The 15,354-nt window shown below is 49.9% G+C and carries 16 protein-coding genes; 11 read left to right on the plus strand and 5 right to left on the minus strand.

What is annotated here, in order from left to right; all coding sequences use genetic code 11:
- Nucleotides 1-31 precede the first annotated feature (31 nt).
- From H6F57_RS10660 to H6F57_RS10675, 4 genes are all read left to right on the plus strand, one after another.
- A complete protein-coding gene (locus tag H6F57_RS10660) occupies nt 32-1,027 on the plus strand; it encodes a hypothetical protein (RefSeq protein ID WP_190630086.1) in 996 nt (331 codons plus the stop codon).
- A 4-nt stretch (nt 1,028-1,031) separates the two neighbouring features.
- Nucleotides 1,032-2,174, plus strand: coding sequence for an HNH endonuclease domain-containing protein (locus tag H6F57_RS28345; RefSeq protein WP_190630088.1), 1,143 nt, complete (start codon nt 1,032-1,034; stop codon nt 2,172-2,174).
- 13 nt (nt 2,175-2,187) lie between these two features.
- Entirely contained in the window at nt 2,188-3,237 is a 1,050-nt protein-coding gene (locus H6F57_RS10670; protein WP_190630090.1) for an endonuclease NucS domain-containing protein, read from the plus strand.
- Between the two features lie 269 nt (nt 3,238-3,506).
- A complete protein-coding gene (locus H6F57_RS10675; RefSeq protein ID WP_190630092.1) occupies nt 3,507-3,674 on the plus strand; it encodes a hypothetical protein in 168 nt (55 codons plus the stop codon).
- 113 nt (nt 3,675-3,787) lie between these two features.
- Here H6F57_RS10675 and H6F57_RS10680 read toward each other — a convergent pair whose 3' ends face one another.
- Genes H6F57_RS10680 through H6F57_RS10695 form a run of 4 tightly spaced genes read right to left on the minus strand, consistent with a single transcriptional unit; the run spans nt 3,788 to nt 8,105 of the window.
- A complete protein-coding gene (locus tag H6F57_RS10680; RefSeq protein WP_199289910.1) occupies nt 3,788-5,419 on the minus strand; it encodes a carbon-nitrogen hydrolase family protein in 1,632 nt (543 codons plus the stop codon).
- 51 nt (nt 5,420-5,470) lie between these two features.
- Nucleotides 5,471-6,508 (minus strand): ABC transporter substrate-binding protein, encoded by a 1,038-nt coding sequence (locus H6F57_RS10685; protein ID WP_199289911.1) that lies wholly within the window; start codon nt 6,506-6,508, stop codon nt 5,471-5,473.
- A gap of 5 nt (nt 6,509-6,513) precedes the next feature.
- Complete coding sequence (locus H6F57_RS10690) at nt 6,514-7,299, minus strand: ABC transporter permease subunit (RefSeq protein WP_190630121.1); 786 nt, start codon at nt 7,297-7,299, stop codon at nt 6,514-6,516.
- Nucleotides 7,299-8,105, minus strand: a complete 807-nt coding sequence (locus H6F57_RS10695; protein WP_190630096.1) for an ABC transporter ATP-binding protein — start codon at nt 8,103-8,105, stop codon at nt 7,299-7,301. Before H6F57_RS10695 ends, H6F57_RS10690 begins: the two co-directional genes overlap by 1 nt.
- Before the next feature lie 226 nt (nt 8,106-8,331).
- On the opposite strand from H6F57_RS10695, the gene H6F57_RS10700 reads away from it, so the two are divergent.
- The 4 genes from H6F57_RS10700 (at nt 8,332) to pnuC (ending at nt 12,588) form a co-directional block, all read left to right on the plus strand.
- Nucleotides 8,332-10,251, plus strand: a complete 1,920-nt coding sequence (locus H6F57_RS10700; RefSeq protein ID WP_190630099.1) for a 3'-5' exonuclease — start codon at nt 8,332-8,334, stop codon at nt 10,249-10,251.
- 17 nt (nt 10,252-10,268) lie between these two features.
- Nucleotides 10,269-10,775: a ribonuclease HI gene (gene rnhA / locus H6F57_RS10705; protein ID WP_190630100.1), complete on the plus strand. Its 507-nt coding sequence runs from the start codon at nt 10,269-10,271 to the stop codon at nt 10,773-10,775.
- A gap of 108 nt (nt 10,776-10,883) precedes the next feature.
- Nucleotides 10,884-11,927 (plus strand): AAA family ATPase, encoded by a 1,044-nt coding sequence (locus tag H6F57_RS10710; RefSeq protein ID WP_190630101.1) that lies wholly within the window; start codon nt 10,884-10,886, stop codon nt 11,925-11,927.
- Nucleotides 11,920-12,588 (plus strand): nicotinamide riboside transporter PnuC, encoded by a 669-nt coding sequence (pnuC, locus tag H6F57_RS10715; RefSeq protein WP_199289913.1) that lies wholly within the window; start codon nt 11,920-11,922, stop codon nt 12,586-12,588. The genes H6F57_RS10710 and pnuC overlap by 8 nt, the downstream gene beginning before the upstream one ends.
- Before the next feature lie 11 nt (nt 12,589-12,599).
- On the opposite strand, the gene H6F57_RS10720 is transcribed toward pnuC, so the two are convergent.
- On the minus strand, nt 12,600-13,391 hold the full coding sequence (locus tag H6F57_RS10720; protein WP_190630104.1) for a class I SAM-dependent methyltransferase: 792 nt from the start codon (nt 13,389-13,391) through the stop codon (nt 12,600-12,602).
- Between the two features lie 83 nt (nt 13,392-13,474).
- Here H6F57_RS10720 and H6F57_RS10725 point away from each other — a divergent pair, with 83 nt between their 5' ends.
- The 3 genes from H6F57_RS10725 to H6F57_RS27285 form a co-directional block, all read left to right on the plus strand.
- Nucleotides 13,475-14,377: an AEC family transporter gene (locus H6F57_RS10725; protein WP_190630107.1), complete on the plus strand. Its 903-nt coding sequence runs from the start codon at nt 13,475-13,477 to the stop codon at nt 14,375-14,377.
- A gap of 41 nt (nt 14,378-14,418) precedes the next feature.
- Nucleotides 14,419-14,973 carry a thermonuclease family protein gene (locus H6F57_RS10730; RefSeq protein ID WP_190630109.1) on the plus strand — a complete coding sequence of 185 codons (555 nt, stop codon included), beginning with the start codon at nt 14,419-14,421 and terminating at the stop codon, nt 14,971-14,973.
- A gap of 118 nt (nt 14,974-15,091) precedes the next feature.
- Nucleotides 15,092-15,354, plus strand: a 263-nt coding sequence (locus H6F57_RS27285; protein ID WP_347279967.1) for an ABC transporter substrate-binding protein, incomplete at its 3' end; no start/stop codon positions are given.

Genomic DNA, 15,354 nt, shown 5'->3' on the forward strand with positions numbered 1-15,354 from the left:
TAAATTTCCAGATAACCTTAACCACAGAATCATGCCGCTTTTCACTCTCAAAGACAAACAAATTGCAGCAGTCAATAGCACTCAGTTTGAAGCGGAAGGTATTCAGGAGCGTACTGATTTGCAAGCTGCACTCAGAGACAACATCAACGTTATTTCGCCCGATACGATGGTGCTGTCTGAGGAGTTTTCAGGCTGGACTGAGGGAGCACGGCGGATCGACCTACTGGGTATCGATAAGCAGGCCAACCTGGTTGTAATTGAACTCAAGCGTGATGAAACTGGGGCTCATATGGAGCTACAGTCCTTGCGTTACGCCGCGATGGTTTCTACACTGACCTTCAAACGAGCCATCGAGATTCACCAGCAGTACCTCGATAAGCGCGGCATTGAGAAAGATGCTGAAGCGGAAATCTTGGGCTTTCTGGGGTGGAGCGATCCGCAGGAGGAGCAGTTCCCTACGGATGTCAGAATTGTGCTGGCTTCTGCCAATTTTTCAAAAGAGTTGACTACAGCCGTCATGTGGCTGAATAAGCGCGACCTGGACATTCGCTGTGTTCGCCTTCAGCCTTATAAACTCGGAAACGACTTGCTGCTAGACATTGAGCAAATTATCCCCCTGCCGGAGGCGGAGGAATACCAGGTCAGAATTCGGGAGCAGGCAGAGGCGCAAAGAGCTGCTGCCCGATCTAGTCGAGATAACACTCAATATGAGTTCTTGGGTCAGGTGTACAACAAGCGCAACTTGGTGCTGGCCGTAGTCACCCAGTACCATCAGGAGCACCCCCAAGCAACTTTGGATGAGCTGAGGCAGGTTTTTCCTGACTTCCTTCACAATTCCTTTGGGGTGGTAGCTCCCATTGAGAAAGCCTTAGAGAAGGGCCAAAAGCGCTACTTCCTGGATGAGAGCCAGATTTTACGGACAGGGGATAATCAAACCGTTGCAGTCTGCAACCAATGGGGCATCGGCAACATTGTCCCTTTCCTCGATATAGCCAAGCAGATTGGCTATGAAATAACAGCGCAGTAAGCCAGTGCTAGCCTCCGATAAAGTCATCAGCACCATTCTCAAGCACGACACGAAAGTAACGAGCTACAAGATCGCGCTGCTGCGGGCTATCAATGACGTAGTGCTAACCTACCCTGACCTAAGAAGCTATCAAAGCGATGTTGCCGTTCCCCTCAAGCTGTTGGCTGAGTTCTGGATCGCCTACTACTGGCCTTTTGTAGATCCTGACGACCTTATCTACCAGGGGCAGAGAGCACAGCGTCAGGGGCAAACTATCAACGACATGGCTTTTAGACCAGCGCTAACAGAACTCAGAAGGCAGTGGGAACTAAGCATTGGGGGGCTGAAGAATCCCGCCGATGGCTTTTTCCTCATCAACGAATTGCGCTCATCCCGCAACCACCAGCGCTACCCACAGCCGCTAATTGACGCTTACCAAACTGCTATTACTGCGATCGCCAAAACCATTGAGATGCCGATCCGCTATGCTGGCCCTGGTGAGTGGAGCATCTTTGAGAAGCCCCAAGCCTATAACCAGGTGGCCAACCGAACTGCGGCTGTGCCAGGAACAAAGGTACGCAATCGATGCTTGGTGATTCCCCTCGACCTCTGGGCCACGTTCCGCCAGATGTCGCTCTGGGTCGAAGCTCTCTGTATTCATGAGTGGTGTTTGTTCAGTGGCAGAGTAAGTGACCACGATAGGGGCTACATCTATGGTCTACTGACCTCTCGCCCTGACAACCGCCGCCCGCTGACCTGGGAGCGTAACCAAATCGACATCCTGCTCATGGAAGGCACCGCCTTTACCTGCCCTTGGACTGAGAAGCGTATTGCCCAGGGCATCAACTACGACCTCGACCACATCCTGCCAATAGCGGTCTACCCAACCAATGAGCTGTGGAACTTGGTGCCATCTGACCCCGACTTTAACTCTCACAAGAAGCGCGATCGGCTACCAACGGCTGAGCGGTTGGCGGTGGCCACTCCTCACCTAGAGAAAACTTACCTGAGCTATGGGGATTCAAAGCCGCTCATTGAAGTCTTACGCGAGGATGTGGCTTTACGGTTTGCTACTGTTGCAGCGGAAGCTTTCTCAAAAAGTTTGGCTTTGGCTGTAACTGGATTAGTAGAGGAAATAGCAGAGTCTCGTAATTTGGCTAGATTTTGATTTCAGCTTTAATATGCAATCAGATTTCATTGGGGTCACGTTAAGACGAATTGCCGGAGGCTGGGAATTTTCTAGCGAATTAGCTCTGGAAAATTTCATCTGGAATCATTTGGAGGAGGTGTTAGGACTAACGCCTCTTCAACGGCAATATATTATCAGAGGTGAAATCTGTGATATTTTAGCGATTGCCCCTCAAAGGCAGCTTGTAATAATAGAACTCAAGAATGCAGAAGACCGCTATGTAGTTCATCAGTTGACGCGGTACTATGACGGTCTTTTTGAAGAAAAACCTTTTTCTCAAGAAATTAATTATGGTCAACCCATTCGGTTAATAGCGATAGCGCCTACATTTCATCGCCATAACTTTATAGATAGAAAATACAACAAACTACCAATAGAATTCATCAGAGCTGTCGTCCAGCAGGAGACAGATGAATTCCAGTTAATTCTTGAACACTTAGACAAACAGGATACCTGTCAGATCCAACTCCCTTACCAAGAACTAAAATCTGAAGCGTCACTGCCCGATGAGAGCGCCCTTCCTGAAGTGCTCGAACGTTGGCTAGGCTCTTGTACACCCCAGAAACAGGAGGGCTTTAGACGAGTTAGGAGCCGGATTTTAGGCTTTCATGAGCGTATTAAAGAGTTTGTTGGCAGAAAAAGTGTTCAATATGGGACAGGTAAGACAAAGCTGTGTGCTGAGTTTTATTTCGACTCAAAGAATCAAGTTCCAGTCCTATTCCTATGGCTTCCCTTGCCCACTTCTCGCACTGGTTCAACCATTGGGCGTTTGCGAATTTGGACAGATGGAAACCTAGTGTCAAATGTGGGGCACGTACCTGACGGGTTAGGAAAAATGAGGTTGAGCGAAGAGTGGAGCCAGATGCCAAGAGAAAAGTGGCCTCGGAATTATTTGGTTGGAAGTTTATCGCATAAATCTGACACACCTATTTTTGCCAAAGTATACTTAAGATTAATCACAGGTGATTATGAATCAGATAATATACCTAGTTTAGAAAGTCTTTTAGAGATTGCCTTGCAAAAGTGGCTAAAAAAGTTGTAACTTCATCCCCATAATTCCCTCAGCGCTTCATTTAACTTCTATTGCCCATTCTCCAAGTACCCGGCTAGTCCCAATGTCCTTATGCTGCATGCTTTTCTAAAGCGTCCGCAGTGAATAGCCCTTTTTAAAGCGCATTATTGTCAGCAGCGATCGCCGGAAGCTATAGGTAGACACGCCCTAGATATCTAGTTAATCGAGCGTTTTCCGTAGAGCCTTGTCAAAGACCCTAATGATGTGTCGTCATTTGAATCGCTCAGGGAGGTAGAGAGATGTGTTCCGGTACTTTGAGTGCGATCGCCAACGCCGCAGACTTCCTCACCTACTTCCGCAAGCTACCGCGCAATCAGCGGGACTTGCTCGCGCCCCACCTAGATGAACCCCAGCGTATAGGCCTGAAGCATTTAACTGCTGTAGTGAGTTGGAGGGGCAGAGTGTGAGTGCGATGCTAGCCTGGTCGAGCTGTATCAGGAATCGACCAGGGCCATTTTGAAGTCTTTAGAAGGCAAGATGGTTGCCGCTGAGGTGACAGCTGGAGGGAAGCTGTGGAAACTTACTTAGCAGGAGTGTCTACTAAGGAGCTATAGGTTTCAATCAGACGATTCCGTAGCATATCAACATTAGGAATCATCCTTTTTTGCCGAGACAGCGCCAAATTAGCGTAGGTTGGCATAACCGCTCCATGCCTAGTTGTTCGTGGAGCTGAGATATTTACATCCCAGTTGGTAAAGCCGTTAGGAGGAATAACAAAAGACCCTCCTGGATACGGACAATCAGTTCTATTGGCACAAATAAGATAAACACGATTATCTTCAGCTTTAGGAACAGCTAATAATTCCCTCTCCGAGGGCTGGATCCAGGCACTACACCAGACAATAATATCAGCCCCATTCAGCGCAAGAATTCGTGTACTTTCAGGATAAAAACCATCATCACCTAAGATGATGCCAATGCGGCCAAATGGAGTTTCAAAGACAGGCAGCTCATCACCCGCCTTGGCCCAAGCCTGCATAGATGGACTTAGGTGAGTTTGTCGATATCGGCCGATTACGCCACCATTGGGGCCAATCAAAACCGCTGAAGAAGAAAGAATATCGCCTATTTTCTCAATAACGGGAAGAACGATGGCACACCCATAATCTCTCGCGATCGCTCCAGCCCGGCTGATATGAACCTCTGTATTCTTGGCCGCATCCTCTGCTTCTTGATGGCTAGGATTCCACGTTGGAGCGCCAAAGTGTAACGGTAAGGCTAAAAGCTTTACTCCTAACTTAGCTGCATGGCTAACCATCTCAAAAGCAGCATCCAGACTGCTAGGCTCATCGGTCCTATGGCATTGAACGGCTGCTACTTTAGTCGTTTCCTCTTCAGGAATGAGTGGCTGTTTGAGGAAGGCAGCAACTGGGGTTTCCTCAAAAGGAGTCACCAGTCGTTGATAGATATCGGGACGGCGATTGCTTAGCTTGTTCTTATATTCTTCTGAGAAAGCGATATCAGCTGATACAACACCATGGGTATCGTAAGGGACTTTCGCGGCTACCTGTCCTGTGGGGGCCACGATCATACTGCCACCAGGATAGTAGATGCTGCGCTCTACCCCGGCTTTAGTAGCTGCAATAATCCAAGCTTCATTCTCAAATGCTCGGGCTGGTACCCACATCTCTGCCTGGTCCATTGCAAAGAAGTTTGCCATATCTAAAATGATGTCGGCTCCCTGCAATGCCAAGCATCTGGCAATTTCAGGTATGCGACCATCAAAGCAAATGAGCAAACCAATGCGGCCTAATTCTGTGTCAACAACAGGAGAACCTTTGACTCCACACTCAAACCAGTTTTGGTCATGGGTAGCCAAGAACTGTTTCTGGTAGTGAAGAATTAACTTGCCTGTCTTATCCAGTAGTAAGCCGCTGTTGTAGATTTTTCCAGTAGCTTCGTCTTTTTCCGTAAACCCACTGGCTATAAATAAGCCATGTCTACAGCAAAGTTCGGCCATTGCCTTGACATATTTTCCGGTAATAGTCTCAGCTAGCTCAGCACAATGCTGTTGAGAGTCGAACAAGTATCCCGTATTCATGCACTCAGGGAATACAACCAACTCAGCACCCTGCCGGGCTGCTTCCTGAGCGTATTTATCCAAAAGCCCGATGTTGAAATCCAAATCTCCCAGAGCAGCTAAGGTTTGCACAACAGCTGCTCTAAACTTTCTTCTTGCCATTTTTAGATGACCTTATGATATCTATGCGAGTTCTTCTTTACCAAGCATCATCTTTTGAGCACTCATTTCCTGACCAAGCACACCTTCAGAAAAGAACACGTCGATGAACTTTTGGTAGGAAGTAACGTCCTCAGCATCTAAATCGTTAAATCCTCTTAGTCGAGGCTGAGCAACATACTCTGCTTGGGCTGGCTCTAGTGCAGTGTACTTAGAAATAATGGGACGATACTTATCAAAGTTCTGGTTCGTCATCTTCGTAGCTTCATCAATAATCTGAATTACCTTTTTTGCTGTTTCAGGGCGATCAGTAATGAACTTTGATGTTAGAACCGCTGCCCCAGAGTAAAACGGATCAGAAATAAACTCTGAAACTGGGTTTATCATCGCGATCTTAGCCTGCTTGGTAGCTTCGGCGATCGAACCAACAGGTTCAAGAGAAAGGGTAGCATCTACAGCCCCTGAGACAACAGATGGAAGGTGCAATCCTACGGCCATTTGTTCAATAGTGACGTTAGTACCTGGTTCTAATCCATTCTGTTTCAAGAGGTGCTTGAGGATAGTTTCCCATTGAACTCCTGGGATAGTTCCCACTTTTTTACCTTCAAGATCCCTGAGCGACTGAATGGAAGAATCAGCCTTGACGATTAACCCATCATTTGTGAATCCACTCTTAATACCACCGCCCTGAAGACCAAAGACTCTAAAGGTGCCAGGTGCTTTAGCCTCAGCTAATACTGTAATCCCAGCAGCAGCACCAGGAGGACCGAAATCGGCACGACCCGATATTAAGGAGTCAATAATCTGGTTCGGGTTCTCAAATTTGGCAGACTCAACTTCAATTCCAGCTTGCTCAAACAGCCCCTCTTCCAAGGCAACATAATATGCCGTGGTCTGCATAATTGGAAGCCAAGACGCAACCACTTTCTCTTTTTTAACGATTACCTGAGGGGAGCCTTGGCTAGAGCTTTCTTGAGTTCCTCCAGTACAAGCAGCTATGGCACCCGCACCTAAAGCTAGAGAACCATATTTAACGAACCCACGACGATTTAGACTATTCATGACGATTATCTTCCTTTCCAGTGAACAAATTTATTTTCAGCAATTAGAAAAATCTGATTTAAGGTATAGCCCATCACTCCAGTAGCAATGATAGAGGCATACATTTGGGGCATATCAAACACTTGCTGCGAGTCAATGATCCGCTGCCCCATGCCGTGAGTTGAGCCGATAAACATTTCAGCAACAATAATGACAACAAGAGCCAGAGAAATCGCTGTTCTTAACCCTATAAATGTTTGAGGCAACGTTTCAAGAAATGTCACATCAACGAAGATTCTCCAAGAAGGTACACCCATCACTTTGGCTGCCATCACCCGAGTTTTCTTCGTGTTCATGACACCATAGGCTACATTGAAAAAGATAATCAACGCACCCGCAAAGGCAGCTACAGCAATCTTGGAGAAATCTCCGATACCAAAAACAACTAGAAACAGAGGGAACATAGCTGTTGCTGGGGTAGAACGGAAAAAGTCGATCAGAAACTCAAAGGAGCGATATATCTTCTCGTTTGAACCCAATAAGATACCAACAGGAACTCCCACCACTACAGCAATTATGAAAGCATACAGACTCCGATAAAGGGTAAGCCAGAAGTCTTTGATTAAGTCTCCAGAGAATACACTAGCAAAGAGCGACTTAAAAGTTTCTATGGGAGTTGGTAGAAGTACGGGGTTTATTAGTTCTAGGGATGCTATTACCCACCAAATGCCAATGACAATCAGGGTTCCGACATTAGCGACCAGAAAAGATGTTAGGGCTTCATTAGTTATTCTGGATCTAATCTTAAATATCACTTGTTTACCTCCCTCCTGAAAACATCCAGGCTATGGGCTTTGATGTCAATGAAGTGGGGATCGGAAAGAGTTTTAGAAGTACGCGGATGATGAGCGTTAAATGAGATTATTTCGGCTACGTGAGTGGGCTTTTTTGTCAAAAGGATAACACGGTTAGAGAGATAAATGGCTTCCTCTAAATTATGTGAAATCATGACCATAGTGACGCCAGAAGCGATGAAGACCTCTTGTAATTTTTCAATTATGGATAGTGTGGCTTCGTAATCTAGAGCTGAAAACGGCTCATCAAGAAATAAAACTTCTGGACTTGTTGCCAATGCCCTCATAATCGAGACAAGTTGCTGTTGTCCACCAGACAGCTCATAGGGATAACGTTTTAGATCAAACTTTACTCCAAATTGCTGTACTAGTTCCTCTAATTTTAATTTGCGCTGTATTTTGGATAACCCGGCCCTAGCCAGCGGATAGGTGATGTTATCACTTGCTCTCAGCCAGGGGAAAAGGGCATCCCTATAGTTCTGAAATACATATCCAATCTTCGATTCCGAAAGGGATTTGCCACCAAAGTAAACTTTCCCGCTATCAAATGGGACAAGGCCAGAAATCATACCAAGCAATGTTGATTTGCCGCAGCCATTAGGGCCAAAAATTGATGTGAATTGGCCACCTGGTATACTTAGGTTGAAATTTTTATATAGAGTTTCTCCGTGAAATCTCTTGGTTAAGTTGCTTATTTCAATGCCAGTGGAAAGACCTTTCTCTCCCTGCTGATTTTCCGAAGTGCTTATTAAGTCTGTATGCATATTCAGCAAAGGTAAAACGACCTAACTCAAAAAACTTTTCTAGTTGCCTGCGAGTAGGGAGTAAGAAATTCTGCGTCAAATATTTTCCTTATTTCTTGTATGCAAGTTATCAGTCGCTTTGCATCAAAATTGTTGTCTAAGATACAACTTCGCTGCTTCTTGCGCGGCATGAAAGCAATTGAGCTGTTCTGGGGATAACTAGACACAACGGCCTACCTCAGCATCTATGGCTCTCACCATCCCTGAAACCATCCCCTCCACCGCTAGTCAGGGCGAACAGCGACTATTCAGCATCCTCAAAACTAAGCTGCCCAAGGATTTCATCGTTTGGTATGAGCCACGGCTGCAGGGAAACCTCTATCCCGATTTCACTATCCTGAGCCCCACCTTTGGCCTGCTGATCATTGAGGTCAAGGGGTGGTTCGCTGGCAATATCGTTGAGGCAGGAGAGCAGTTCTTCAAGGTCAAGGGTAAGCAGGGCATTGAGAGCTACCAATCCCCCCTCAGACAAGCCCACGGTTACTTCTGCACTGCTGCTGAACGCTTCAAGGGCTACCCCATCCTCCGCCAGCTTGATGGTAACTATGAGGGCAAGTTAGTCTTCCCTGTGGGCACGGGCGCTGTGATGAGCAATATCAACGAACCCCAGGCCCATGAGGAAAACATCTACAACTTCCTCCAACAGCCTCATGTTGCTTACCGGGATGAGCTGCTGGAGTGGGAGAACTACACCTCAGAAATGCTAGTGCAGCGGCTGCGGGATATGTTCAAGGTCTACTTCGACTTCCCGTCGCTGACTGTAGACCAAGTCAACACCATCAAGGGCTGTCTGCATCCCGAGACAGTCATTAGAGAGAAGCCCGTAACCTCCAGCAGCGTGCCCGAAGGCGTTGAACTCCCGGTTGGCAGCAGCGTAGTGGTGCCCCTCGACATTGACCAGGAACGCCTTGCCCGCAACATGAAGGATGGCCACCGCCTGATCTCTGGCGTTGCTGGCTCTGGCAAAACCCTGATCCTACTGGCCCGTGCCAAAGTCCTTGCCAACCGCCTATTCGACCAGCGCATCCTGATCCTGTGCTTCAACATCACGCTGGCTGCCCACCTGCGATCGCTCCTGCATGGCGACACCATGAACCCCCAGTACCAAGACCGCATTGAGGTAATGCACTTTCACGACTGGGCCAGAGCTATTCTGGGCCGACTGCCCTACGTGGCTAACCAGGTCACCTATGATGCTCTCCTGGGCGAGAAGGTGCTGGCTACCCTCCAGCAGCGGCCAGAGGCGGATCGCTGGGACTCCATTCTGGTGGATGAGGCCCACACTTTTACCCGCGAGTGGTTCGAGTGTTGTGTGGCTGGCCTCAAAGACCCAGAGAACGGCGACCTGGTGGTTGTCTCAGACGGCAACCAAAGCCTCTACAAACGGTCTAAATTCACCTGGAAGTCAGTAGGCATCAAGGCCCAAGGACGGCGCACGATGAAGCTAGCCCAGAACTACCGCAACACCAAAGAGATTCTCGAAGCCGCCTGGACGGTGGTTAAGAACACTGACCAAGACCTGACGGATGATGCTACATTCCCCACCGTTATGCCTGAAGCAGCCCTGCGCCAAGGGCCTCGACCAACCCTCTACCAAACAGGCACTAAAGCTAAGGCTGTAGATGTCGCTGTCGAGCAGGTTCAACGTCTGGTGATGCTGGGCTACAGCCCCTCAGAGATCGCCATCCTCTATCGCTACAAGCCCAAGAAGAATGATGCTCTGTTTAACGCCATGCTGAAGCGTCTAGAAGCCTTAGGCCTGCCGGTCTATTGGGTCACAGAGAGCCAGGAAACCAAAGTGAATTACAGCGCCCGCAGGCCGGGGGTAAGAGTCATCACTACTCTGTCCTCGCTGGGTCTGGAGTTTAAGGCAGTGCTACTGCTGTGGGTCGAGCAGTTTGAGGACTGCTTTGCTGAAGATTTAGATGAGCGCTCGCTAGCGAGACGACAGCTCTATGTGGCCATGACCAGAGCACAGGATGAGTTGCACCTGATAGCTGGGGGGAATGCTGCTGTAGTCAATGCATTAGGCAAGAGTGATGCGGTAGATATGGCTTCAGCAGCTAGATCTACTGCCTCAGCCAAGACTAATGGTGCGATCGCTTAGTTCATTTCTCTCTATCCATGTCCCAACCTCTCAAACCCGTCATCATCTACACCGATGGAGCCTGTATCGGCAACCCTGGCCCTGGGGGCTATGGAACAGTGTTGCTCTATAGCGAACACCGCAGAGAACTATCTGGCGGCTACCGCCTGACCACAAACAACCGCATGGAGATGATGGCGGCGATCGCTGGCCTCCAAGCGCTAAAGCACCAGTGCGCTGTGACCGTTTACTCAGATTCCAAGTATGTCGTTGAGGCCATCATGAAGGGCTGGGCAGTGCGTTGGCGCTCGAAGGGGTGGATGCGTACCAAGACAGAGAGAGCTGTCAATGCTGACCTTTGGCAGCAGCTTTTGAGTCTCTGTGAGCAGCACCAAGTCGAGTTTCGTTGGGTCAAGGGCCATAGCGGCAATGTGGAGAATGAGCGGTGCGATCGGTTGGCAGTAGCCGCTGCTAAGCAGCCAAATCTGCCGGTTGATGAAGGGTATGAGGTAGCGCAGGTTACTCAGCAGGAATCCCTGTTCTAGACTGCTACCCTAAACCGTTCTCCCTAACGCGATTCTCCAAACGAGAGGCTTTCTCTGAAAGAGACGCCTCGCGAACGCCAACGCAGTTCTAATTGACCTCTAGCCATTATGCCAACCCGTGGCCTCACCCTCGGCAAGTTTGCCCCCCTCCACAAAGGCCATCAATTCCTAATTGAGACGGCCTTAGCAGAGATGGATGAAGTGATCGTCATGATTTATGATTGCCCCGAAACAACTGCTGTACCGCTATCCATCAGGGCTAACTGGATTCGTCAGCTATATCCCACAGTAAAGGTCATTGAAGCCTGGGATGGGCCAACCGAGATAGGTGATACCCCTGAAATCAAGCAGGCCCACGAAACCTATATTCTGAAACGGCTTCAGGGCAACAGTGTGACTCACTTCTACTCTAGAGAGTTCTATGGAGAACACATGAGTCAGGCGTTAGGTGCTGTGAATCGCCTAGTGGACTGGACACCCCAATCATCCTGGGCAAACCGCACTACAGTCCCCATCTCAGCCACCCAAGTCCGTTCCAATCCTTACCATTATCGCCAGTTCTTAGATCCTCTGGTCTACCAAGATTTAATCACCCATATCGTCTTCTTGGGGGCACCCTCCACTGGCAAAACTACCCTAGCTGAAGCCCTAGCCCATTATTACAAAACCGTTTGGATGCCAGAGTACGGCAGGGAATATTGGGAAACCCATCAAGTAGAGCGGCGATTATCCCTAGAGCAGCTTGAAGAGATTGCTACGGGCCACCGAGCACGAGAAGAAGCGCAGCTGACCCAGGCCAATCGGTACCTCTTTACCGATACCAACGCTCTTACCACCTACCGTTTCTCGCTCTACTACCACGGCACCGCTACGCCCCGCCTGACCGATCTTGCGGAGCGCTGTGCCTCGCGCTATGACCTGGTGTTTCTGTGTGAGACAGATGTTCCCTACGACGACACTTGGGATCGTTCTGGAGCAGGCAATAGATCCGTCTTCCAGAAGCAAATCATCAGTGACCTAGTGGTGCGTAAGATTCCATTTTTTAGAGTGAGAGGCGACTTACAGACCCGGATAGGATACGTGGAAGGGATACTCGCTCAACTTGAGAAGTACCACAACCTCCTAGAACACTTCCAGGTTGCTAATGGCTGATTTTCTCAGCATCAATACCATCGCCTTCACCATCCTCGGCTATCCGATGAGTTACATCGAGCTGATTGGAACCCTGCTTTATCTAGGGTCAGTGTGGCTGATTGCCCGAAAGAATATGCTGACCTGGCCCATAGGCATAATCAGTGTCCTGCTTTACATGAGCCTGTTCTACCAAATCCAGCTCTACTCCGATGCTTTAGAGCAGGTCTATTACTTGGTGGCTAGTGTCTGTGGCTGGTGGTGGTGGAGCCGAAAAGGCCCAGCCCAGGATGTCACAGAAGGATTTCTTTATAGCCACCGCCGCTATGGATTGCTAACGCTGGGCATTACATTAGGTTTAGGTCTAGCCCTTGGCGGAGTTATGGTACAAATCCATACTTGGCTTCCCCAGTGGTTTCCAGAAGCGGCTTCCTTTCCTATCCTTGATGCGGTCACAACCGTGATGAGCTTTACAGCAATGGCGTTGATGGCCGTTAAACGGATAGAAAGCTGGCTCTACTGGATTGTCATCGATATCATCGCTATTGGGCTGTACTACGTTAAAGAGGTACGTTTTCTCTCGCTTCTGTACGTCATTTTGTTGGGGATAGCGATTAATGGCCTGGTGTCCTGGCATCGAGCGTATGTAGCTTCAAAATTACAATCTTCACAGCTAGGTTAGGGGCTTCTTCTCTAGCTTGCCCAGTGGTAGGCGGCGGTGAGCGTGATGTTGTCCTGGGAGGTCATAGGTACATCGGTGTTAGGAAACTCCTGCTCTGCCCAGGCTTCAAGATCTGCCAGGGCTCTGGGGTAGATGTCGTCAGGCACTCGCCACATATTGCTGTAGATGCGATCGCGGTAGGCTCTCATAAGACTGTCCACTGTACTCTCGCGGGACAGTTCCGCAACTACTGCTGTCTCTAGCGTGGCCCCTTGCTCTTGCAATCGCCCCAGCACATCTTCAGTTATCCCACCTGTAAAGCCAGAGTCGTAGCCATAGCCCGCTAGAATCTGCCGCCACTGCCGCCCAAGGGCATCACGAGTAGCGGTCTTCTTTGTGGGGTGGTGGAAGTAGATGAATACCCCAGCGGGCTTCAGCACCCGGCGCACCTCATCCATAGCGGTTTGCCAGTCAGGAATGAGGTGCAGGATGTGGGGGGCGATCGCCACATCAAAAGCATTGGCTTCGAAGGGTAGATCGGTCGCGTCAGCATTGAGCAACGTCAGCCGGTGGGTCTTGCCCTCAAGCTTCTGGCGTAGCTTGTCCATCATCGCCTCGGACACATCGACCCCGGTGTAGGCATAGCCCCGCTCGACTATGGGCAGAGCAATACGCCCGGTGCCGATACCAGGCTCAAAGAAAGTGGTGTCGGGGGTAGCCTGCCCTAACTTTAGAATCTCTGCTGTCAGTCGCTCAGACACCTCTGGAGCCAGGGTGCGGGTATTGTCGTAGAAGTCAGCGGCTCGGTCGAAGGAAATGGCCATCAATTCTTCCTAGGGCAGTTCTAGCTCCTAAGCTACCAGCCGTAGGTCAATCCCCAAGGCTCACCATCATCACTTTCATGCCGATGCTAATTCAACTCCTGCCCATGATCCTGGTGGCTTGCCTGGGGTTTGGGCTAAAGCGGGCTGGGGTGCTGCACTCTGGCGATGCCAGGACCATTGGCAAGCTGCTGACTACGCTGGTGCTTCCAGCGGTGATTCTGCGGGCGCTGGCCACCGCCACCATTACCCCAGAACTCATCTACCTGCCCCTGTCTGCCCTGGTGGTAGTGGTGGGCCTGACGGCAATTGCCTTCGTTGGAGTTTGGTGGTTCAAGTGGGACAAGCCCAAGGCTGGAGCTTTGATGACCACCTTTCCCACCTTTGAGGGCGGTGCGGTGGGGTATCCCATCATGCTGCTCACCTTTGGCGATCTGGGCCTCAGTCGAATTGTGTTGTTCGATCTGGCCCAAGCCATCTATCTGTTCACGGTGGTCTACTGCCTCTCCGCCTGGTTTGGCCAAGCTGGGGTCACAGGTCGGGCGGTGGCCCTGAAGCTGGCCCAGACACCTTTCTTTTGGGCCATTGTGCTGGGTTTAATACTCAACGCTCTCGGCTGGATGAATGAGGTGCTCCTGGGCCTACTGAATATTGCCGAGGGGAGCTTTTTACTGCTGGTGCTCCTGCTACTGGGAATGGAGTTTCAGGTTCAACTTGCCTCTGTGGGGCGTTATGCCCTCCTGGTGCTGGCCAAGATTGGCTGCGGGTTGAGCTTGGGCTGGGCAGTTACCCAAGCTTTTGGGCTTCAGGGCGTGGAACAAGCTGCTGTCCTCGCCGGAGCAGCCCTACCCCCTAGCCTGCTAACCCTGCTCTTCGCCAAGGAGAACGATCTTGATACCCGCTTTGTTATCAGCTTCATCTCCACTGCGGTGCCCCTCTACCTGGCAATAGTCATTCCCCTTCTAGTCCATCTATCACTGTCACCCTAGCTAGGCTGGGTATCCTAGAAACGCTGATATTGGAGTAGGGAATGAAGGTTTGGCAGTGCTTGGGTTTGGCCGTTGGACTCGGGGCGATCGCTAGCGGATGTTCTGGAACTGTGGCCATACCTCAAGATCAGGGATCTGTTACTGAATCGATGGCCAGCCAAAACCTGGCCACTGCCACCGTTGTCTCTGTAGGCGATGGCGACACGCTGCAGATGGACTACCAGGGTCAGAACGTCACTGTCCGGCTGGCCTGCATCGACACGCCAGAGACAACACAAACCCCGTGGGGGCCAGCAGCCACCGAACGCTTGCGACAGCTAACCCCTAGAGGTTCCACCATTCAGTTCCGCGAGGCCGACACAGACCGCTATGGGCGCATGGTGGCGGAGATCTATGCGGGTAGCCAGAACATAAACCTGAAGCTAGTCAGCGAAGGCTATGCGGCAGTCTATACACAGTATCTAAGCAGTTGCCCCGATACGGACGATGCTCTACTTGCCGCCGAGGCCCAGGCCCAGCAGCAGCGGTTGAACTTTTGGAACCAGTCTAATCCTGTGATGCCCTGGGACTATCGGCGGAGCAATCGATCTAATTAATTAACAGAGTTAACCTGACTACAGAAGCGTAAAGAAAGGTGAAGTACGCTCTTGGCCTGTATTAGGTTATTGGTGACTTATGAGTCTAAGACGGCGTCAGCTCATCAAATACGCGGGAATGTTGGGCTTAGGTGTTGGGGCTAGTAATTTACTGCCTGGTTTTTCTGCTCCTAGTCGTGCGGCTTTGCCGTTGACCATGCAGCTAGACTGGAAATTTAATGTGCAATTTGCTGGTCTGTTAATGGCAGATCATCTAGGTCTTTATCAGGACAGCGGCCTAGCAATTTCCTTGAAACCTTGGGAATCGGGTATGGTCGTCCCTGACGAAGTAGCGGAAAATCCAATGGTCATTGGTTGCGCTGAGCAAAATTTAATCCTTTC

The sequence above is a fragment of the Leptolyngbya sp. FACHB-60 genome (assembly GCF_014695775.1).
GTDB lineage: Bacteria > Cyanobacteriota > Cyanobacteriia > Phormidesmidales > Phormidesmidaceae > Nodosilinea.